21 protein-coding genes are annotated in these 20664 nt (G+C 57.4%); 16 read left to right on the top strand and 5 right to left on the bottom strand.

Features of this window, described 5'->3' with window-relative positions; all coding sequences use genetic code 11:
• The first annotated feature begins 167 nt into the window (after positions 1-167).
• Positions 168-650 carry a phosphohistidine phosphatase SixA gene (gene sixA, locus ACFQW4_RS12740; protein ID WP_210081318.1) on the top strand — a complete coding sequence of 161 codons (483 nt, stop codon included), beginning with the start codon at positions 168-170 and terminating at the stop codon, positions 648-650.
• 66 nt (positions 651-716) lie between these two features.
• On the opposite strand, the gene smrB is transcribed toward sixA, so the two are convergent.
• Complete coding sequence (gene smrB / locus ACFQW4_RS12745; protein ID WP_101763622.1) at positions 717-1265, bottom strand: endonuclease SmrB; 549 nt, start codon at positions 1263-1265, stop codon at positions 717-719.
• 160 nt (positions 1266-1425) lie between these two features.
• Here smrB and prmB point away from each other — a divergent pair, with 160 nt between their 5' ends.
• The 6 genes from prmB (at position 1426) to ACFQW4_RS12775 (ending at position 6053) form a co-directional block, all read left to right on the top strand.
• Positions 1426-2358: a 50S ribosomal protein L3 N(5)-glutamine methyltransferase gene (prmB, locus tag ACFQW4_RS12750; RefSeq protein ID WP_377725646.1), complete on the top strand. Its 933-nt coding sequence runs from the start codon at positions 1426-1428 to the stop codon at positions 2356-2358.
• Between the two features lie 46 nt (positions 2359-2404).
• On the top strand, positions 2405-3490 hold the full coding sequence (gene aroC, locus ACFQW4_RS12755) for a chorismate synthase (RefSeq protein ID WP_101763624.1): 1086 nt from the start codon (positions 2405-2407) through the stop codon (positions 3488-3490).
• Between the two features lie 5 nt (positions 3491-3495).
• Positions 3496-4323: a penicillin-insensitive murein endopeptidase gene (gene mepA, locus ACFQW4_RS12760; protein ID WP_370445554.1), complete on the top strand. Its 828-nt coding sequence runs from the start codon at positions 3496-3498 to the stop codon at positions 4321-4323.
• Between the two features lie 8 nt (positions 4324-4331).
• Positions 4332-5129 carry a sulfite exporter TauE/SafE family protein gene (locus tag ACFQW4_RS12765; RefSeq protein WP_210081319.1) on the top strand — a complete coding sequence of 266 codons (798 nt, stop codon included), beginning with the start codon at positions 4332-4334 and terminating at the stop codon, positions 5127-5129.
• 66 nt (positions 5130-5195) lie between these two features.
• Complete coding sequence (locus tag ACFQW4_RS12770; RefSeq protein ID WP_110866550.1) at positions 5196-5741, top strand: elongation factor P hydroxylase; 546 nt, start codon at positions 5196-5198, stop codon at positions 5739-5741.
• Between the two features lie 30 nt (positions 5742-5771).
• Complete coding sequence (locus ACFQW4_RS12775; protein ID WP_008101252.1) at positions 5772-6053, top strand: YfcL family protein; 282 nt, start codon at positions 5772-5774, stop codon at positions 6051-6053.
• Positions 6054-6082: 29 nt separating this feature from the next.
• On the opposite strand, the gene mnmC is transcribed toward ACFQW4_RS12775, so the two are convergent.
• On the bottom strand, positions 6083-8095 hold the full coding sequence (gene mnmC, locus ACFQW4_RS12780; RefSeq protein WP_377725650.1) for a bifunctional tRNA (5-methylaminomethyl-2-thiouridine)(34)-methyltransferase MnmD/FAD-dependent 5-carboxymethylaminomethyl-2-thiouridine(34) oxidoreductase MnmC: 2013 nt from the start codon (positions 8093-8095) through the stop codon (positions 6083-6085).
• A 153-nt stretch (positions 8096-8248) separates the two neighbouring features.
• Here mnmC and fabB point away from each other — a divergent pair, with 153 nt between their 5' ends.
• Together fabB and ACFQW4_RS12790 are read left to right on the top strand one after the other, a co-directional pair.
• The gene (gene fabB, locus ACFQW4_RS12785; protein ID WP_101763628.1) at positions 8249-9469 is read left to right on the top strand and encodes a beta-ketoacyl-ACP synthase I; all 1221 of its coding nucleotides are present in this window, start codon (positions 8249-8251) and stop codon (positions 9467-9469) included.
• Positions 9470-9700: 231 nt separating this feature from the next.
• Complete coding sequence (locus ACFQW4_RS12790) at positions 9701-10882, top strand: MFS transporter (RefSeq protein WP_110866553.1); 1182 nt, start codon at positions 9701-9703, stop codon at positions 10880-10882.
• Here the strand turns inward: ACFQW4_RS12790 and ACFQW4_RS12795 are convergent.
• Positions 10845-12281, bottom strand: coding sequence for a PLP-dependent aminotransferase family protein (locus tag ACFQW4_RS12795; RefSeq protein WP_377725654.1), 1437 nt, complete (start codon positions 12279-12281; stop codon positions 10845-10847). The genes ACFQW4_RS12790 and ACFQW4_RS12795 overlap by 38 nt on opposite strands.
• An 86-nt stretch (positions 12282-12367) precedes the next feature.
• On the opposite strand from ACFQW4_RS12795, the gene ACFQW4_RS12800 reads away from it, so the two are divergent.
• Positions 12368-12811 (top strand): rhodanese-like domain-containing protein, encoded by a 444-nt coding sequence (locus ACFQW4_RS12800; RefSeq protein ID WP_350260942.1) that lies wholly within the window; start codon positions 12368-12370, stop codon positions 12809-12811.
• Here ACFQW4_RS12800 and flk read toward each other — a convergent pair.
• Together flk and ACFQW4_RS12810 are read right to left on the bottom strand one after the other, a co-directional pair.
• Complete coding sequence (gene flk, locus ACFQW4_RS12805) at positions 12808-13839, bottom strand: flagella biosynthesis regulator Flk (protein WP_101763630.1); 1032 nt, start codon at positions 13837-13839, stop codon at positions 12808-12810. The genes ACFQW4_RS12800 and flk overlap by 4 nt on opposite strands.
• A 112-nt stretch (positions 13840-13951) precedes the next feature.
• The gene (locus ACFQW4_RS12810) at positions 13952-14857 is read right to left on the bottom strand and encodes a DMT family transporter (RefSeq protein ID WP_271460856.1); all 906 of its coding nucleotides are present in this window, start codon (positions 14855-14857) and stop codon (positions 13952-13954) included.
• A 94-nt stretch (positions 14858-14951) separates the two neighbouring features.
• Here ACFQW4_RS12810 and ACFQW4_RS12815 point away from each other — a divergent pair, with 94 nt between their 5' ends.
• The 6 genes from ACFQW4_RS12815 (at position 14952) to accD (ending at position 20561) form a co-directional block, all read left to right on the top strand.
• Positions 14952-15731, top strand: a complete 780-nt coding sequence (locus ACFQW4_RS12815; RefSeq protein WP_192233259.1) for a helix-turn-helix domain-containing protein — start codon at positions 14952-14954, stop codon at positions 15729-15731.
• Between the two features lie 56 nt (positions 15732-15787).
• On the top strand, positions 15788-16912 hold the full coding sequence (gene pdxB / locus ACFQW4_RS12820; protein WP_110866556.1) for a 4-phosphoerythronate dehydrogenase PdxB: 1125 nt from the start codon (positions 15788-15790) through the stop codon (positions 16910-16912).
• A 101-nt stretch (positions 16913-17013) separates the two neighbouring features.
• Positions 17014-18024, top strand: coding sequence for an aspartate-semialdehyde dehydrogenase (locus tag ACFQW4_RS12825; protein ID WP_110866557.1), 1011 nt, complete (start codon positions 17014-17016; stop codon positions 18022-18024).
• On the top strand, positions 18024-18830 hold the full coding sequence (gene truA / locus ACFQW4_RS12830) for a tRNA pseudouridine(38-40) synthase TruA (RefSeq protein WP_101763635.1): 807 nt from the start codon (positions 18024-18026) through the stop codon (positions 18828-18830). Before ACFQW4_RS12825 ends, truA begins: the two co-directional genes overlap by 1 nt.
• Before the next feature lie 36 nt (positions 18831-18866).
• Positions 18867-19520 carry a DedA family protein gene (locus ACFQW4_RS12835; RefSeq protein WP_101763636.1) on the top strand — a complete coding sequence of 218 codons (654 nt, stop codon included), beginning with the start codon at positions 18867-18869 and terminating at the stop codon, positions 19518-19520.
• 132 nt (positions 19521-19652) lie between these two features.
• Positions 19653-20561 (top strand): acetyl-CoA carboxylase, carboxyltransferase subunit beta, encoded by a 909-nt coding sequence (gene accD, locus ACFQW4_RS12840; RefSeq protein ID WP_008105205.1) that lies wholly within the window; start codon positions 19653-19655, stop codon positions 20559-20561.
• Positions 20562-20664: the final 103 nt, after the last annotated feature.

The raw sequence follows: 20664 nt of genomic DNA on the forward strand, positions 1-20664 counted from the left end.
AGCGGGCCGTGCAGCGGTAAGCGCGGCACCATTCTGAGATATGCTTATTTAATAAACAACCGGTTGACTATACTAAAGCCATTGGGGTAAAACACACCGTTCATTCGCAGAATGAAGCGTCTGGTGCTGTGGTACCGGCCGATATCGACAAACAACAGCGGTGCTTTATGCAAGTTTTTATCATGCGTCATGGCGATGCAGCTCTGGAAGCAGCGAGTGATTCTGTTCGACCTCTCACACTCTGTGGCTGTGATGAATCGAGAGCGATGGCGAGCTGGCTCAACGGCAAAACGCCAGAAATTGATCGGGTATTAGTCAGTCCTTACCTGCGTGCCGAGCAAACGCTCGCCACGGTGCGCGAAACCCTGAAATTGCCAGAAGGGCAGGATGTTTTGCCGGAACTGACGCCGGGCGGCGATCCGGGCATGGTGGCCTGCTATCTGCAGGCGCTGGCACAAAAAGGGGTTAAATCGGCGCTGGTGATTTCGCATCTGCCGCTGGTGGGTTATCTGGTGTCTGAACTCTGCCCGCAGGAAGCGCCGCCGATGTTCGCGACCTCGGCAATAGCCTGTGTGAACTTTGATGCAGAGGCCTGCGAAGGCAAGCTGGAGTGGCAGGTCAGCCCGTCAAAATTGGCTAAAGCGATTTAATTCCCTAAAGTTATACATTTCTCTGTGGGCCGCAAACGCGGCCCTATCCTTTTGTAGCGCGGCATGTCACGGCAATTCAGGCGGCTGCCACTCCTCTACCTCTATCAGCACCAGCAGTGCGGCATCGCCGCCAAACATTTTCGGTGCCTGATGAAACGCCATCACATGCGGATGTTGTGCCAGCCACAGCGGTGTTTGCTGCTTGAGGATGTGTTTGCCGTGCCCGGTCATCACGCTGGCGCAGAACAGATGTTCGCGGCGACAGGCGGCAATCAACGCACCGAGTTCCTGCTTGGCCTGCATCTGCGTTAAGCCATGCAGATCAAGAAAAATTTCCGGCGTGTAATCGCCACGACGCAATTTCTTCTGCTCGTAATGGCTGACATCCGCGCGCACGTAGCGCACCGGACCTTCGCTCGACAGCAACGGCTGAAACTCGTCTGAAAAATAATGGCTGTTATCGACCTGTTCTGAAAGCAGGCGTTTAAGCGGTACTTCGCGCGTTTTCACTACCGGTTTATGCACGATAGTGTCCTGTTTCAGCTTGCGGGTTCCACTCATTAACTGGCGGAACATCTCCTGATCGTCCTGGCTTAGCGGCGTTTTCTTACTCATGGCTCTGTGATTGGGTCAGAAAAGGCTGGTTAAACAGCCGGTGGCATACCTTAACCGTTACTGTTAACAAATGTCAGCTTTTTCGCCTCGCTGCGCTGAATTCTGCCCGGCTTCGTGGCACACTATCGGCCGATTGATTTTATGGCCTGCGGAGGGCTACGTGGACAAGATATTCGTCGATGAGGCAGTGAATGAACTGCACACCATTCAGGACATGCTGCGCTGGGCTGTCAGCCGTTTTTCGGCGGCAGGCATTTGGTACGGCCACGGCACGGATAATCCCTGGGACGAAGCAGTCCAACTGGTTCTGCCAACGCTGTGGCTGCCGCTGGATATTCCAGAAGATATGCGCAATGCGCGCCTGACTGCCAGCGAGCGTCATCGCATTGTTGAGCGCGTGATTCGCCGCGTCAACGAGCGCATTCCGGTGGCGTATCTCACCAACAAAGCCTGGTTCTGCGGCCACGAATTTTACGTTGATGAGCGCGTATTAGTGCCGCGTTCACCGATTGGTGAACTGATTGAGAACCGCTTTGCCGGTTTGATCAGCGATTCGCCTCATCACATTCTCGATATGTGTACCGGCAGCGGCTGCATCGCCATTGCCTGCGCTTACGCCTTCCCGGAAGCGGAAGTAGATGCAGTCGATATCTCCACCGATGCACTGGCTGTCGCCGAGCAGAACATTGAAGAGCATGGCCTGCTGAACCACGTCACGCCAATCCGCGCCGATCTGTTCCGCAACTTGCCGCCGGTGAAATACGATCTGATCGTCACCAATCCGCCGTACGTAGATGCGGAAGATATGGACGATCTGCCGAACGAATATCGCCACGAGCCGGAACTCGGTCTGGCGGCGGGCAGCGACGGCCTGAAACTGGTGCGTCGCATTCTGGCCTGTGCGCCGGATTACCTCACCGAACAAGGCGTGCTGATTTGCGAAGTGGGTAACAGCATGGTGCACATGATCGATCAGTATCCAGACGTGCCGTTTACCTGGCTGGAGTTTGATAACGGCGGTGACGGCGTGTTTATGCTGACGCGCGAGCAAATCGTGGCGGCACAGTATCACTTCTCATTTTACAAAGACTAAATAAGAGGGCGAGCGCTCGCCCGCAACATCGCAACAAGGAACCAGCATGGCCGGAAACAGCATCGGACAAGTTTTTCGCGTAACCACTTTTGGCGAGTCGCATGGTATTGCGCTGGGCTGCATCGTTGACGGTGTGCCACCCGGCATTCCGCTGACGGAAGCCGACATCCAGCACGATCTCGATCGTCGTCGTCCTGGCACTTCGCGCTATACCACGCAGCGCCGCGAGCCGGATCAGGTGAAAATTTTGTCCGGCGTGTTTGAGGGCGTGACGACGGGAACCTCAATCGGTTTGCTGATTGAGAACACCGACCAGCGTTCACAGGATTACGGCACCATCAAAGATCTGTTCCGTCCTGGCCATGCCGATTATACCTACGAGCAGAAATACGGCCTGCGCGACTATCGTGGCGGCGGCCGCTCTTCGGCGCGTGAAACCGCGATGCGCGTGGCGGCAGGGGCGATTGCCAAGAAGTATCTGCAGATGAAGCATGGCATCGTGGTGCGCGGCTATCTGGCGCAGATTGGCGATGTGGCCTGCGAGCTGAAAGACTGGAGCATCGTGGAAGAGAACCCGTTCTTCTGCCCGGATGCCTCTAAACTGGAAGCGCTGGATGAGCTGATGCGCGGCCTGAAAAAAGAGGGTGACTCTATCGGCGCCAAAGTTACCGTGCTGGCAGAGAACGTGCCGCCGGGCCTGGGCGAGCCGGTATTTGATCGTCTGGATGCGGATTTAGCGCATGCGCTGATGAGCATCAACGCGGTAAAAGGCGTGGAGATCGGTGACGGTTTTGCGGTGATCAATCAGCGCGGCAGTCAACATCGCGATGAGATCCGTGCCAACGGTTTCCAGAGCAATCACGCGGGCGGCATTCTGGGCGGCATCAGCAGCGGCCAAACCATTAGCGCCAATCTGGCGATGAAACCGACCTCCAGCATCACCGTGCCAGGCAACACCATCACCCGCGAGGGTGAAGAAGTCGAGATGATCACCAAAGGTCGTCACGATCCCTGCGTCGGCATTCGCGCCGTGCCGATTGCCGAAGCGATGATGGCGATTGTGTTGATGGATCACCTGCTGCGCCAGCGTGCGCAAAACGGTGACGTCAACAGCAGCGTTCCGCGCTGGTAAACCCGATGATGCGCCGTCTGCTCATTATCTGTGCCGCGCTGCTATGCAGTGCGGCCGCCATTGCCGCCACGCCGTGGCAGCAAATTCATCAGCCGATTGCCGGCAGCCCGCAGTCAATTGGCGGCTTCGCCAACGGCTGTATTGTGGGTGCGCAGCAGTTGCCGCTTAACTCACCCAATTATCAGGTGATGCGCCAGGATCAGCGCCGCTATTTCGGCCATCCCGATCTGATCGCCTTTATTCAGCGTCTCAGCACCCAGGTTCATCAGCTTCAGCTGGGACAAGTGCTGATTGGCGATATGGGCATGGCGGCGGGCGGCCGTTTTAGCAGTGGCCACGCCAGCCATCAAACTGGTTTAGACGTCGATATCTGGCTGCAGCTGCCGAAAACCCGCTGGACGGCGCAGCAGTTGCTCAAGCCGCAGCCGCTCGATCTGGTTTCTGCCGATGATAAACAGGTGATTGCGCGTCACTGGCAGCCGCAAATCGATAGCCTGATTAAACTGGCGGCGAAAGATGATGAAGTGACGCGTATCTTCGTCAATCCAGCAATCAAAAGGCAGCTTTGTGCCGATGCTGGCAGCGATCGCGCGTGGCTGAACAAGGTGCGTCCATGGTTTGCCCATCGCGCGCACATGCACGTGCGTCTGCGTTGTCCGGCGGGGAGTCTTGAATGTGAAGACCAGGCTCCTCAACCGGCGGGCGATGGCTGTGGCGCTGAGCTGGACAGCTGGTTCCTGCCGAAAAAACCAGGCAGCACGCCGCCGGTGAAGAAAACGCCGCCGCCATTGCCGCCGTCTTGCCAGGCTTTACTTGATAAGCATCTTCTGTAGGTATTTCAATGGATTGGTTCGTTGTCAGCCCGCTGATTATCGGCGTGCTGTTTTTTGTGGCAGTGCTGGCGGCGTTTATCGACTCCATTGCCGGTGGCGGTGGTTTACTCACCGTGCCTTCCTTATTGGCTGCCGGGCTGTCGCCTGCACAGGCGTTAGCCACCAATAAGCTGCAATCGGTCGGCGGATCGTTCTCCGCCAGCCTCTATTTCATCCGACGTGGTGCGGTGAATCTGAGCGAGCAGTGGCTGAATATCGCCATGACCTTCCTCGGCGCGATTGCTGGCACCATTCTGATTCAGCACTTACAAGCGGATGTGCTGCGCCAAATCTTACCGCTGCTGCTGATCTGCATCGGTTTGTGGTTCCTGCTGATGCCGCGTTTGGGCGAAGCCGATCGCGAACGTCGTCTGCACGGTTTGCCCTATGCGCTGGTAGGCGGCGGCTGCGTCGGCTTTTACGACGGCTTCTTTGGTCCCGGCGCCGGCTCGTTCTATGCGCTGGCCTTTGTTACGCTGTGTGGCTTCAATCTGGCGAAAGCCACCGCCCACGCCAAAATCCTAAATTTCACCTCGAATTTTGGCAGTTTGCTGTTCTTTATGTTCGGCGGAAAAGTGGTGTGGGGCACCGGCGCGATTATGTTGCTCGGCGCCTTTATCGGCGCTCGCCTCGGCGCCAGGCTGGTATTGAGCCGTGGTCAGAAACTGATTCGCCCCATGGTAGTGATCGTTTCTGCGGTAATGAGCGCTAAATTGTTATGGGACAGTCATGGCGCAGAACTGATGGCCTGGCTGGCCACGCTGTAATCCAACACTCGTCAAGACCGGCTGCCAATGCGACAATGGCGCCGGTTTTTTTAAAGATTAAAAATTATGAGTACAACACACCATTACGATCAGCTGATTGCCATCTTTGATGGCTGCTTCGTTGACGATTTTCAGACCCGTCTAATTAAAGGCGACGACGAACCTATTTATCTTCCAGCGGATGAAACCTCACCGTGGAATCGCGTGGTGTTCGCGCACGGCTACTATGCCAGCGGACTGCATGAAATTTCCCACTGGTGCATTGCCGGTGAAGCGCGCCGCAAGCTGGTGGATTTTGGTTATTGGTATTGTCCGGACGGACGCGATGCGCAAACGCAGAGCCAGTTCGAATCGGTTGAGGTAAAACCGCAGGCGCTGGAGTGGTTATTCTGCGTGGCGGCGGGCTTTCCCTTCAACGTAAGTTGTGACAATCTCGAAGGCGATTGTGAGCCAGATCGCATAGCGTTTCAGCGCAAAGTGCATGCACAGGTGATGACGTATCTGCAGCAGGGCATTCCGGCACGACCAGCTCGCTTCATCGATGCACTGACGAATTATTACGGCACGCCGCCACTGACGGCGGCACAATTCCCCTGGCCGGAAGATCTGTAATCCGCGAAGGTTATAAGAAGAGAGGAAGAGATGATCGTAGAATTTGAAACCCGCATTCTGGCCCTGATTGATGACATGGTCGATCACGCCAGCGATGACGAGCTGTTTGCAGGCGGCTATCTGCGTGGTCATCTGACCCTGGCAGTGGCGGAGATTGAGCTGAGCGGTGAACACACGCCGGAAGCGCTGCAAACTCACGTCACCAACAGCCTGCAAAAAGCCATTGCTGCTGGCGAACTGTCACCACGCGATCAGGCGCTGGTCACCGGCATGTGGGACAATCTGTTCCTGCAGGCACGTCAAACCGCTTAACGTCTCGGGGCGATCGCTCGCCCCGCAGATTATCGACCCGCTTTTTTACCCTTCAGCAGTTTTCGCACCCAATAGCGATTCGGACTCATCGCCGCCAGCGTGGCTGCATCCAGCGGCTGCGGTTCGCCGCTCATCTGCGCCGCCAGGACTTCGGCCGCCAGCGGTGCGCTGCACAAGCCACGCGAACCTAATGCGCCCAATACAAACAAACCGTTATGCACCGGCGCATCGCCTACGCTTGCACCGCGCGCACGCTGTTCTGGCAGATCGGCGTATTGCGTGAGTGTCGCTCCATAATCTGGCGCGCTGCCGCTCATCGGCAGATGATCGCGCGTGGCACAGCGCACGCCGTTGCGCGCCTGGTTATCGGACACATCAACCTGATGCGGCCATTGGCTCTGCGGCAGACAGTTAATCAGCCGTTGGCGATTCTCCTGCTGATCGCCGGTGCGGAAATCTGTGGCGGTATCGCCACGATGATAGCTGGCGCCGATGCAATGGGTGGCGAAGTTCGGGCTGACCGGCGTGAGATAGCCGTCGTAACACAGCACGGTGCGTAGCGCGCCCAACGACGGATTGGTCGGCGCGTGGCTCACTTGTCCCGCCACCGCGTACACCGGCAGCGTTTTGCTGTGCTCAAGTTCCAGCAACGCGTGACCATTCGCCAGCACCACTTGGGAATGCTGCACCGGCGGCTGCTCATCAAAGTGCAGCGTCCAGCGATCTTCATCGCGCGTTAATTGCGTGACGCGATGCAGCCAGTGCAGGCGTAATCCCCGCGATTGCGCGTACTCCAGCAGATTGCTGGTCAGTTGTGCAGGTGACAGCCAGCCACCTTGCGGATAAAAAATCCCGCCAACATCAAGTTCAACGCCCGCCAGCTGTTGCGCTTCTTCTTTATTAACACCGTACGCGATGTCATGCGGCAGTGCCATGTTGAGCATCTGCGCAATTTTCTCCGCGCTTTTATCATCCCAGCCCAGCTGCAACACGCCGCTCCAGTCATGCTCAAACTCCACTGGCAGCCGATCGTATAGACGTCGGGCAAAACCAAAAGCCGCCGGGTAGAAGGTGGCCAGCGCGGGATCGTGCTGGTTGAGCAGCGGATAGAGCGCGCCCTGACGATTGCCGGATGCGCCCAGCGCGGGCGCGTCATCGGCGCAGTAGAGCGTTACGCGCCAACCGCGTCGCAGCAGCGCCAGCGCCAATACTGCGCTGGCGACGCCGCCGCCAATCAGCGCTACTTCATTGCTGCCTGCCGGTGGGCGCGCATACCACGGCTGGCTGTGCGGCAATGCAGCGGCTTGCTCCAGCACGCCGACCAGCATTTCACGCTTGTGACCAAAGCCTTTGCGCTTCTGCATATTGAAACCGGCGTCCTGCAACCCGCGTCGCACAAACCCCGACGCGGTAAAAGTCGCCAGCGTGCCGCCCGGCCGGGCGAGGCGCGCCATCGCGGCGAACAGATCTGGCGTCCACATCTCAGGATTTTTTGCCGGCGCGAAGCCATCAAGGAACCACGCATCCACCTGACGATTGAGGCTGTCATCAAAGGTGTGAATTAGCGCGTTAATATCACCAAGCCAGAGGTCCAGCGTGACTTCGCCGCCGTTAAACAGCAGGCGCTGACAACCCGGCAACGCCTGCGGCCACTGCTGTTGCAGCTGTTCGGCCCACGGCTTTAGCTCCGGCCAATGGGCATGTGCAGCCACCAGATCGGCGTGCGTCAGCGGGAATTTCTCGCAGCTGATGAAGTGCAGACGCTGCAAAGTGGCGTTAGGTTGCTCATTGCGGAAGCGATCGAAGGCTTGCCACAGGGTAAGAAAGTTCAGACCAGTCCCAAAACCGCTTTCGGCGACAATAAATAAATCGCGTGAATGTTCAGCAAAACGGTGCGGAATATGGTTGCCATCAAGGAACACATAGCGCGTTTCCTCCAGTCCATTATCGTTGGAGAAATAGACGTCGCCGAACGCTCGGGACACAGGTGTACCCTGTTCATTCCAGTTTATTTGGGCGTGTTCAACCGGGGTTAATTTCACGGGAAAGGCTCATATTTCAGGCAGTGGCGCGAGTTTAGCGATAGACGTCACATGACGCAAATTTACAAAGGGAAATGGCTGATCGGACTTGTTCGGCTTACAACTGTACGCTAGAGTGCACCACATCCAAATATGTGGAACGAGGATTATTGAATGAAACGTGCAGTGATTACTGGCCTGGGTATTGTTTCCAGCATTGGTAATAACCAGCAAGAAGTGCTGGCTTCTCTGCGTGAAGGCCGTTCCGGTATTACTTTCTCTGAAGAGATGAGAGATGCCGGTATGCGCAGCCACGTATGGGGCAACGTCAAACTGGATACCAACGGGCTCATCGATCGCAAAATCGTGCGTTTTATGAGTGATGCCTCTATTTATGCCTACCTTTCAATGGCCGAAGCGATCAAAGACTCTGGCCTGACTGACGAACAGTATCAGCAAAACCCACGTGTGGGTTTGATTGCCGGTTCTGGCGGCGGTTCTCCGCGTTATCAGGTATTTGGTGCTGACGCCATGCGTAGCCCACGCGGCCTGAAAGCGGTCGGTCCTTATGTGGTGACCAAGGCGATGGGTTCAGGCGTTTCTGCTTGCCTGGCAACCCCGTTCAAAATTCACGGCGTGAACTACTCCATCAGTTCAGCCTGTGCTACTTCTGCACACTGCATCGGTAACGCGGTTGAGCAGATTCAGCTGGGTAAACAGGACATTGTATTTGCTGGCGGCGGTGAAGAGCTGAGCTGGGAAATGGCCTGTGAGTTCGATGCGATGGGCGCACTGTCGACCAAATACAACGAAACGCCAGAAAAAGCCTCACGTACTTACGATGCCAACCGTGACGGCTTCGTTATCGCTGGCGGCGGCGGTATGGTGGTGGTTGAAGAGCTGGAGCACGCTCTGGCACGTGGTGCACACATTTATGCTGAGATCGTGGGCTACGGCGCAACCTCAGATGGCGCAGACATGGTAGCTCCTTCAGGCGAAGGCGCAGTGCGCTGCATGAAGATGGCGATGCAAGGTCTGGATACCCCAATCGATTACCTCAATACCCACGGCACTTCTACGCCGGTTGGTGATGTGAAAGAGCTGGGTGCGATTCGCGAAGTGTTCGGCGATAACTGCCCATCACTGTCTGCTACCAAAGCCATGACCGGTCATTCACTGGGTGCGGCGGGCGTGCAGGAAGCGATCTACACTTTGCTGATGCTGGAGCACGGTTTCATCGCGCCAAGCATCAACGTGGAAGAGCTGGATGAAGCGGGCAAAGGTCTGAACATCGTGACCAAACCGACTGATAAAGCGCTGACCACCGTGATGTCGAACAGCTTTGGCTTCGGCGGGACTAACGCCACTCTGACCATGCGTAAGTATCATGCGTAAGTTGCCAGCATAATCCCGTAGGATCGCCATTCATGGCGACCTGATTATGCTAGCAATATCACAAGGGCCGGTTATCCGGCCCTTGTTGTTTTGACATTCCACCTTCAGCTTGCCTACACTCCCACTCCATCCGAAACAAAATTATCGCTTTTAGCTTAGTGTGAACCAAATATCCCGTTTCTGTTTTGGCAGCAAGCGCGTGTCTGGTTATTACAAGGAGTTCGACCCACCATGACCACGACTGCTGACGCGCAAACGCAATCCGTTATGCCGCTGGCCTGCACCTCCTTTGCGGTATTCCTCACCTATCTGACCGCTGGCCTCGCGCTGCCGGTCATCCCGCTGTATGTCCATCATGAACTCGGCATGAGTAACCTGATGGTTGGCGTGGCGGTGGGAATACAGTTCTTCGCCACGCTGTTGACGCGTAGCTTTGCCGGGCGTCGAGCCGATCAGCACGGTGCGAAACTCACCACGCAGCACGGCATGCTGGCCATCGCGCTGGTGGGCGTGGCGTATCTGGCGGCCGCGTTGTTACCGGTTTCTCCGTGGATGAAGTTTGGTTTGCTGGCGGTAGGGCGCTTGCTGTTAGGATTCGGCGAAAGCCTGCTGCTGACCGGCAATCTGACCTGGGGCATGGGATTGGTGGGCAGCAAACGCTCCGGATTAGTGATGTCATGGAACGGCATGGCGATTTATGGATCGCTGGCGGCTGGCGCACCGCTCGGCTTGCTGATCAATCAGCACGGCGGCTTTGCTGCTCTCGGTGCGGTTGCGCTGCTGTTGCCGCTGCTGTCGCTGGCGATAAATGGCTGGATCCGCAAAGTGCCGGTGGTGGGCGGCGAGCGGCCATCGCTGCTTAGCGTAGTGAAAACCATCTTTCAGCCGGGACTGGCGCTGGCGCTGCAGGGCACCGGTTTTGCGGTGATCGGCACCTTTACGTCACTCTATTTTGCTGCGGAAAACTGGGGCAACGCCGGTTTTGCGCTGACCGCCTTCGGCTGTGCGTTTGTGCTGGTGCGCGTATTCTTTGGCGGCTTGCCGGATCGTCACGGCGGCGTAAAAGTAGCGATGATCTCTTTGCTGGTGGAAACCGCCGGTCTGCTGCTACTGGCGTTCGCCACTTCTGGCTGGATGGCGCTGATTGGCGCGGCTTTGACCGGCTGCGGCTGCTCGCTGATCTTCCCGGCGCTGGGCGTTGAAGTGATTAAACGCGTATCGCCACAGATTCGCGGCACCGCGCTTGGCGGTTTCTCTGCATTTCAGGATATCGCGTACGGTGCCAGCGGCCCGTTGACCGGCTTACTGGCGACGGCGCTGGGTTACGGCTCGGTCTATGTTGCGGGTGCCTGTTGTGCGGCGCTGGGCATTCTGGTTACCTGGAGCTTTGCGCGGGCTGCGACAACAGCGTAACCAGCTTATCGCAGGCGCTGACAATCTCCCCGGGTGTCAGCGCCGCAAAGCCCAGTAGCCAGCCCGCTTGCTGCACTTCACCGGCATAAAGCGGCGACAGGCGCGGCAACAACAATCCGCTCTCTTTCGCCTCGGCGGTTAAGCGCGCTTCATCCCCTTGCAACAGCCGCACCGCTAACTGTAAGCCGCCCGCCGCCGGCAGCGGCTCAAGCCAGGGTGTTAAGCGCGTTTCGATCTGCTGCAGCAAGCAGTCACGTCGGCTGCGATAGAGTTGGCGCATCAGGCGCAAATGGCTGGCGAAATGGCCTTGTTGCAGAAACTCTGCGCAAATCGCCTGCGGCAGCAACGCGCTGTGACCATCCATCACGCTGCGTGCGCGGCCCAACGGTTCCACCAGTTGTGGCGGCACCACCATCCACGCCAGCCGCAGCGACGGGAACAGCGTTTTGGAGAAAGTGCCGAGGCAAATCACCCGACCATCCGCGGCTAATCCTTGTAGCGCCGGAGCCGGGCGATCCTCGTAGTGAAATTCGCTGTCGTAATCGTCCTCAATCAACCAGCTATCCTGCTTTCGCGCCCACGCCAGCCACTGTAAGCGCCGCGCCAGGCTCATCGCTGTGCCGGTGGGATAATGATGCGCTGGCGTCAGATAGACCAGTTTCGCGCTGCCACTGAGCGGCACTGCGCCTTCTGCATCCAGCGGCATGGCGCGACAGCGCGCCCCGGCGGCAAGAAATGCATTGCGCGCGCCAGGATAACCCGGCTCTTCCAGCCACACTTCGTCACCCGTATCAAGGAACATCAACGCCAGCAACTGCAGCGCCTGCTGTGAGCTGGTGAGGATCACCACTTGCTCCGCCGTGCAGCGCACGCCGCGTGACAGCGCCAGATAATCCGCCACCGCCTGCCGCAGTGATGGCAATCCAAGCGGATCGCCGTAACCCATCACGTTGCTGCCCAGCGAGCGCTGCACCTGATTGCTGATGCGACGCCATTGCGTATGTGGGAAGGCGCGTAACTCGGGTGAACCGGCGGCAAAGGCGTGTGGAAAGGGCGGATCCTGACAGCCGCCCGTTGCCAAAACCTGCTGGCCACGTTGAGAAAAGTGTGGTGAGCGTTCGGTGCGGGTTTTGCTGGTGGGCGAAGCCATGCGAATCGAAACAAACGTCCCGCGTCCGCCGTGACGCTGCAGATAACCTTCACTTTCAAGCTGCGCATACGCCGCCTCCACCGTAACACGCGACAGCGATAGGTCCGTGGCTAACTGGCGGCTGGACGGCAGTTTCTGCTCATACCGTAGATGCCCATTGGCGATGGCCTGGCGCAAAGTATTGCACAGTCGCTCACGTAAACCGCCCTGAGTTTGATGGCTAAACAGCGCGAGAAAAGATGTGGTCACGGTGGTCTTATCACTATGGTGGAAGTGGTATCAATATGCAGACCACTTTGCCGTAAACTGCGGGGAAATCACAACAGGAGAATGCGATGTCAGCGGTCTTAAAAATTGCCCCAGTCAGCGCCAGCGAGAGCGTGGCGTATCTGCAACATAAACTGGCGTACTACACCGATGCGTGGGATTTAGCAGAGGATTTGGCGCAGGGCATCACGGCGATCGTGGTGATTGATGCGCGCTCTGATGAGGTTTATCAGGCTGGACACATTTGCGGTGCACTTTCGTTTCCGCATCGCACCGTGAATGCGGAATCTACGGCGCATCTCGACCGCAGCAAAGTTTACATCACCTATTGCGACGGCATCGGCTGTAACGGCTCAACCAAAGCCGCGCTCAAGCTGGCGTCGCTGGGTTTTCAGGTTAAAGAGTTAATCGGCGGGCTGGATTTCTGGAAACGCGATGACCATCCGATGGCGTGGGGCGCGGCAGCGGGTGAGTGGCCGCACGCCACGCCCGCTGCCAACTGTGGCTGCTAGATAAACAGCCACAGCAGGAAGATAAACAGGAAGATGCCGACAATCAGCGTTAACGCCGGGCGCTGCGCCAGCGGCTGCGGCAGCATCTGGATAAACGGCGACCAGATGGGCTGCGGCCGAATTTCGCTATCGGCCAGCGGCTGTTCGTGCAGTTTCTCGGCGCGGCGGCTAAACAGCAGATTCAGCAGATCCTGCGTCTGCGCTGGCGTCAGCACGGTGGTCGGCAGCGCCTGGAAACGTTGCTGGCTGTAATCTTCCAGCAGCCGCTGCTCATCATGGGTTAACGGCTGGCGCAGTGAGGTTTCCAGCATCTGCAAGGTTGGCGCACTGTGCTGAGCCAGCGTCTGGCGCACCTGCAAATATTGCGTCAGCAGCGGGAAGTGGCGTGATGGAATCGGATCGCCACTTTTCAGATTCACCAGCTTCAGCGTATCGGCCAGCAGTTTCACTGGCGATTCACCGGTTTTCGCTGCAAGGCGCGTCACCTGCTGATTTAGCGACTGCTGTTCTGCCGGCAACAAGCTGCGATCGGAGACGCGCGTTTGCTGCGGCTGTGGAATCGCCATCTGGCCGTTTTGCAGCATGGTAAGCACCTGACGCAGCTGATCCTGCGACAACGCGCTCAACACCGTTTGGTTAAACTGCTGACGAATAAAATCGCTCACCGCCTGGCGATTGTTGCCCTGCGGCAATTTTTCCAGCAGCTGTTGCAGCAGCTGGCGCGTAGCAAGACTGTTTTGCACCTGGGTTAAGCGACCGTTGAGATGCTGCTCCGCCGCCGGAAAGTGGCGCGATTGCAGCTCCGCCTCACTCTTTACCCCGACTTCATGCCGCACGCCAGCCCAGAGTTCCGGCGCTTTCAGCGTACTTAAAGACATAATGCGAACAATCAAACGTTCCAGCGTGGTGCGCTGGGCAGGAGAGAGCGGCTGCTCACCGGCTGGACCGCCAGGTCGCGTTGGGCCAGTGGCCTGAGATAAAGGGGAACGATCGCCCGCGGGCACACCGGGACCGCTGAGAGGTTGCATGGCGGAATCCTTGAAAACGGGTCAGATCCGGGTGCGCCGGAAAAAAGAGGCCACATCATAGCAAAAGCCCCCAGGAAATCCACGGGGGCTGCGGCCTTTCCGGATAATAAAATCAGGCGGCGGGATCGGGAAGGGTCGCGCTGCGCGGCTTACGCAGCGGGGTTTTCAGCCGTTGCGCCAGAATAACACCGACTAACGTCATGCCGCCGCCAATCCAGTGATAGCCATGCAGCTGCTCATGCAGGAACATCACGGCAATAATGGCCGTAAACGCCGGCACGAAGTTCATGAATATGCTGGTGGTGCTGGCGCCCAAACGCTGCACGCCAAGGATCCACAGGAACGGCGCGATGATCGACGCAAACAGCCCGGCATACAGCACCAGCGGCAGATTGTGCATGTTGAGCGTGACATCCGGCGCGCGCAGGAAGCCAGGCAGCAACAGCAGCACGCCAAAGAAAATCTGCACATACAGGCTTTGCCAGGTCGGCAGCGGAATCGCCCAACGTTTGGTCAGCACGCCGTACAAGGCGTACGAGGTCGATGCTGCCAGCATCATCAATTCGCCATTGCCGAGCCGTTGATTTAGCAACTGTGCCGGGTTGCCTTCGCTCACCAGCCATACCAAACCGGCGAACGACAACACGCCGCCAATCAGAATGCCGCGCGTCGGCGCGAGGCGCAGCACAACCAGACTGAGCAGGATGGTCAGCAGCGGAATGGTCGCGCCGAGAATTCCCATCATCACCGCAGAAACGCTGTGCGCCGCGTAATAGGCGAGACTTTGATACAGCACCATGCCGAGCAGACCTAGGAACAGTAATCGCCAGCCTTTGGCTTTAATGGTGTGACGATGGCGCCACACGCCCGGTAGGCAAAACGGTGTTAGTACTACCAGCGCCAGCAGCCAGCGATAGAAGGAGATCGCCGCAGGATCGATACTTCCCGCCGAGAGTTTGCTGACGATAGTGTTGATCGACCAGATCAATACCGCGATCAGCGGAAACAGTAAATTCATGATACAGCTCCTCAGATAATAGCGAATAGTTTACGTTTGACCGGTTTAAAGTAGATAGTTAAAATCGGACAATATTTGTTAGTGACCGGACAGAATGAATCTACAAGTCGAATACCAGCCGCCGATTGATGCGCCTTTGCTGCGCTTCTTCATGCGTTATGACGAGGTCAACGCCAAAACCGAATACCTCACCCATGTGCATGATTGGGGTCAGGTGATTTTCGTCACCAGCCACGTGCTGGAGATGGAAGTGGAGGGCGAACGTCTGCTGACGCCCGCAGATATCCCGATCTGGATTCCGGCCGGCCATCGTCACAGCAGCTACAACCACAACGAAGCGCGTTTTCGCACCTTTAATCTTGCCGCCGATCTCTGCGCGGGCCTGCCGGATAAAGCCTGTTTATTGCATGTCGATGCCATTGGGCACGCCATCATGAATGATTTTGCCCGCCGTGAACTGGAGCAGCCGCAAACGCAAGCCGACTGGCGCATGTGTGAAGTGTTGATCGATCGCCTGCGTCTGGCGCCGGTGCATAACAGCTATTTGCCGATGTCGGATGACAAATTCCTCGCGCCGATTCTGCGCGCGCTCGAAGCGCATCCCGGCGATAACACCACGCTGGCACAATGGGCGAAGCGCGTGTTCACCACCGAGCGTACGCTAGCGCGACGCTGTCAGCAGCAGTTGAATATGTCATTCAGCGAGTGGCGGCAGCGTTTACGCTTTCTGCGTGCTATCGCGCTGCTGGAGCAGGGTTGCAGCGTGCAGGGCATTGCTCACGAGCTGGGTTACAGCTCGGCGTCGGCGCTCATTGTGATGTTCCAGCAGCAGGCCGGTACCACGCCCGATCGCTATCGCAGTCGGTTAGGTTAATCCCCGGCTTTATGGCAAAATACGCGCCTTAAATTTTTGCAGACAGGACCGCCGCAGTGAAAATTCTCGTCGATGAAAATATGCCTTATGCCCGTGAACTCTTCAGCCGCACCGGCGATGTGCTCGCGGTGCCGGGACGTCCGTTGCCGGAAGCTGAGCTGCAGGACGCCAGCGGATTGATGGTGCGTTCCGTCACCAAAGTGAATGCGGCACTGCTGGCCGGTACGCCGGTGAAGTTTGTCGGCACCGCGACCGCCGGCACCGATCATATTGATGAAGCATCACTGGCGGCGGCAGGCATTAGCTTCTCTGCGGCGCCTGGCTGTAATGCCATTGCGGTGGTGGAGTATGTGTTCTCCTCGCTGCTGCTGCTGGCGGAGCGCGATGGTTTTGCACTGCGCGATCGCACCGTGGGCATTGTTGGCGTGGGGAATGTTGGCGGCCGCCTGCAGAAGCGTCTGCAAGCCTGGGGCGTGAAAACGCTGCTGTGCGATCCACCGCGCGCCGATCGTGGCGATCAGGAAACCTTCCATTCGCTGGATGATCTGGTGGCGCAGGCCGACATCCTGACCTTCCACACGCCGCTGTTTAAAGATGGCCCGTATAAAAGCTGGCATTTGGCCGATGCGGCGCTGCTGATGGCGCTCAAACCCAACACTATTCTGATCAACGCCTGCCGCGGTGCGGTGGTAGATAACGCGGCGCTGCTGGCAGTGCTGAAGATGCGCCACGATCTTAGCGTGGTATTGGATGTGTGGGAGCCGGAGCCGGATCTGTCGCTCGATCTGCTGGATAAAGTGGATATCGCCACCGCCCATATCGCTGGCTACACGCTGGAAGGTAAAGCGCGCGGCACCACGCAAGTGTTTGAAGCCTGGTGCGACTTTATCGGCCAGCCGCAACAGGTGGCGTTGGAAAGCCTGCTGCCGGCACCTGAATTCGGTTCTGTCACCCTGCGCGGCAAGCTCGATCAGCCAACGCTAAAACGCTTAGTGCATCTGGTGTATGATGTGCGCCGCGACGATGCGCCACTGCGTAAAGTGGCGGCAAAACCAGGCGAGTTTGATCGCCTGCGCAAGCAATATCAAGAGCGTCGTGAATGGTCATCGCTGCAGGTGCATTGCGATGATGCGGAGACGGCGGCGATGCTCAATCAGCTTGGCTTCCGCGCCAGTTTGTAAAGAAATTTCAATCACCTGCACTATTGCGGGGGATAATTCCTAAATCTCGGGCGATGTTTTCATCGCCTTCTGTTTTTGTGTCAATCTCTGGAGTAACCAACATGTCTGACGGCTGGAATATCGCGCTTTTGGGCGCAACAGGCGCAGTAGGGAACGCTGTACTGGAACTGCTGGCTGAACGCCAGTTCCCGGTTGGTGAGTTGTATTTGCTGGCGAGTGAAAACGGTGCCGGTGAGAACAAACGTTTTGAGGGACGTACCGTGCTGGTGCAGGACGTGGCCGAATTTGACTGGACGCAAGTGCAGCTGGCGTTCTTCACTGCGGGTCGTGAAGCTTCGGCGCGCTATGCCGAAGAAGCCGCCAGCCAGGGTTGTCTGGTGATCGATAGCAGCGATCTGTTCGCGCTCGAACCGGATGTGCCGCTGGTGGTGCCGGATGTGAATCCACAGGTGCTGGCGGATTACCGCAATCGCAACATCATTACCGTTGCCGACAGCCTGGTAAGCCAGCTGCTGTGCTCAATCAAACCGCTGGTGGATCTGGCCGGTCTGAGCCGTTTGCAGGTTACCAACCTGATTGCGGCCTCAAGCCATGGTAAAGCGGCGGTTGATGGTTTGGCCGGTGAAAGTGCGCGTTTGCTGAACGGCGTGCCGGCGGAAACGCACTATTTTGGCCGCCAGCTGGCGTTCAACATTTTGCCGCTGTTGGCGGACAGCAATGGCAGCGTCGAGAGCGAACGTCGCGTGGTTGAGCAGGTACGTAAAGTGCTGCAGGACGAAGGTTTGCCGATCGCGGTAAGCAGCGTGCAGGCGCCGGTGTTCTATGGCAATGCGCAGATCGTACACGTGGAGAATCTGCGTCCGCTCTCTGCAGAAGAAGCGCGCGATGAACTGGGCCGCTCCGGTGATATCAACCTGAGTGAAGAGAGCGATTACCCCACGCAGGTGGGCGATGCGTCCGGCAGCGACGTGCTGAGCATTGGCTGCGTGCGCAATGATTACGGCATCCCAGAGCTGCTACAGTTCTGGTCTGTGGCAGATAACATCCGTTTCGGCGGTGCACTGATGGCGGTGAAAACGGCTGAGAAACTGGTGCAGGAGTATTTCTATTAATGTTGCCTGAAGGGAAAACGCTTAAGCTGGCGTTGGGTATTGAATACGATGGCAGCCGTTATTACGGCTGGCAGCGGCAAAATGAAGTGCGCAGCGTGCAGGAAAAGCTGGAAAAGGCGTTGTCGAAAGTGGCCGATCATCCGGTGGTGGTGTTCTGCGCGGGCCGTACCGATGCTGGTGTGCATGGCACCGGACAAGTGGTGCATTTCGAAACCACCTCACCGCGTGCTGACGCAGCCTGGACGTTGGGCGTGAATGCCAATCTGCCCGATGACATTGCGGTGCGCTGGGTGAAAGCGGTGCCGGACGAGTTTCATGCGCGTTTTAGCGCCACGGCACGCCGCTATCGCTACGTGATTTACAACCATCGGCTGCGTCCGGCGATTCTGGGCAATGGCATTACCCATTATTACCATCCGCTGGATGCAGAGAAGATGCAGCGCGCTGGTCAGGCGCTGATTGGCGAGAATGACTTCACTTCGTTCCGCGCGGTGCAGTGTCAGTCACGCACGCCTTGGCGCAACGTGATGCATCTCAACGTCACGCGTCATGGGCCGTATGTGGTGGTGGATATCAAAGCCAATGCATTTGTGCATCACATGGTGCGTAATATTGTCGGCAGCCTGATGGAAATCGGCACCGGCAACCAGCCGGAAGAGTGGATGGCGACGCTGCTCGCGGCCAAAGATCGTAAGCTGGCGGCGGCGACCGCCAAAGCCGAAGGCCTTTATCTGGTAGCGGTGGATTATCCATCCCACTTTGCATTACCTCAGCCTGCGTTGGGACCGTTGTTCCTCGCGGATTAACCGTTAATTGTTGGGTGTTAGGGGAGTTGTGGTTATATGGATTTCATCCACTTTTTAGTCGATTTTATTCTGCATATTGATGTGCATTTGGCCGAGCTGGTGGCGCAGTACGGCATCTGGATTTACGCCATTCTGTTCCTGATTCTGTTCTGTGAAACGGGTTTGGTGGTCACGCCGTTCCTGCCAGGCGATTCCCTGCTGTTTGTTGCCGGTGCGCTGGCGGCCTTGCCGGGTAACGATCTCAACGTGCACCTGATGGTAACGCTGTTGGTGATCGCCGCCATCCTCGGTGATGCGGTGAACTACACGATTGGTCGTCTGTTCGGTGAGAAGCTGTTCAGCAACCCGAATTCGAAAATTTTCCGTCGCAGTTACCTGGATAAAACCCACGCGTTCTACGATCGCCACGGCGGCAAAACCATTATACTTGCGCGCTTTGTACCAATCGTGCGAACCTTTGCCCCCTTTGTGGCGGGGATGGGACACATGTCTTATCGCCACTTCGCGCTCTACAATGTGACGGGCGCACTGCTGTGGGTGCTGCTGTTCTCTTACGCTGGTTACCTGTTTGGCGACCTGCCGGTTGTGCAGGAGAACCTGAAGCTGCTGATCGTCGGCATCATCGTGGTTTCTATACTGCCAGGCGTAATTGAAGTGTGGCGTCATCGCCGCCAGCAGAAGTCGCAGTAAGCTCGTTACCAGATTTTTATCCACAGCGTGAACGGGTTGTGGTTTAATGAGCGACATTTACGGCCTGCTGAAGGTGATTTCAGCAGCAATGAGAAGACTGGACCAGGTCAGCATTAAATAGAAAGGTCATCAATGAGCTGGATTGAACGCATACTGAATAAAAGCACTGCCACGCCAACGCGCAAAGCCAGCATCCCGGAAGGGGTGTGGACCAAGTGCGATAGTTGTGGGCAGGTGCTGTACCGCGCCGAGCTGGAGCGTAACCTCGAGGTCTGCCCGAAGTGCGACCATCACATGCGCATGCACGCCCGTGAGCGTCTGCATAGCATGCTGGATGAAGGTTCGCTGGTTGAGCTGGGCAGCGAGCTGGAACCGAAAGATCTACTGAAGTTCCGCGACTCGAAGAAGTATAAAGACCGTTTGGTCGCCGCACAGAAAGACACCGGTGAGAAAGACGCGCTGGTGGCGATGAAAGGCACGCTGCACGGCATGCCAATTGTTGCTGTGGCCTTTGAGTTCTCCTTTATGGGCGGCTCAATGGGTTCAGTGGTTGGCGCGCGCTTTGTGCGTGGCGTTGAGCAGGCGTTGGAAGACAACTGCCCACTGATCTGCTTCTCCGCGTCAGGCGGTGCACGTATGCAGGAAGCGCTGCAGTCGCTGATGCAGATGGCGAAAACCAGTGCGGCACTGGCGAAAATGCAGGAGCGCGGCTTGCCGTACATCTCCGTGCTGACTGACCCAACCATGGGCGGCGTTTCAGCCAGCTTCGCGATGCTGGGCGATCTCAACGTGGCGGAACCGAAAGCGCTGATTGGCTTTGCCGGTCCACGCGTTATCGAGCAGACCGTGCGTGAAAAACTGCCGCCGGGCTTCCAGCGCAGTGAATTCCTGATCGAGAAAGGAGCGATCGACATGATCATCCGTCGTCCGGAAATGCGCTTTAAGCTGGCAAGCCTGCTGGCGAAAATGATGAACCTGCCAGCGCCGCAGCTGGATGGTGATCAGCCAAATGTGGCTGAGCCGGAGAGCAACGAAGCCTGACAGGCAACGGAATGAGGCAGTAATGTTTCCTTCCTCCAATGCACCGTCTACATTGAATACTTAAGGTTGCATCCAACGTGGTCCGCGACCTTAAGTTACTCGA

Source organism: Pantoea sp. GCM10028869 (assembly GCF_042666835.1).
GTDB classification, from domain to species: Bacteria; Pseudomonadota; Gammaproteobacteria; order Enterobacterales; family Enterobacteriaceae; genus Pantoea; species Pantoea leporis.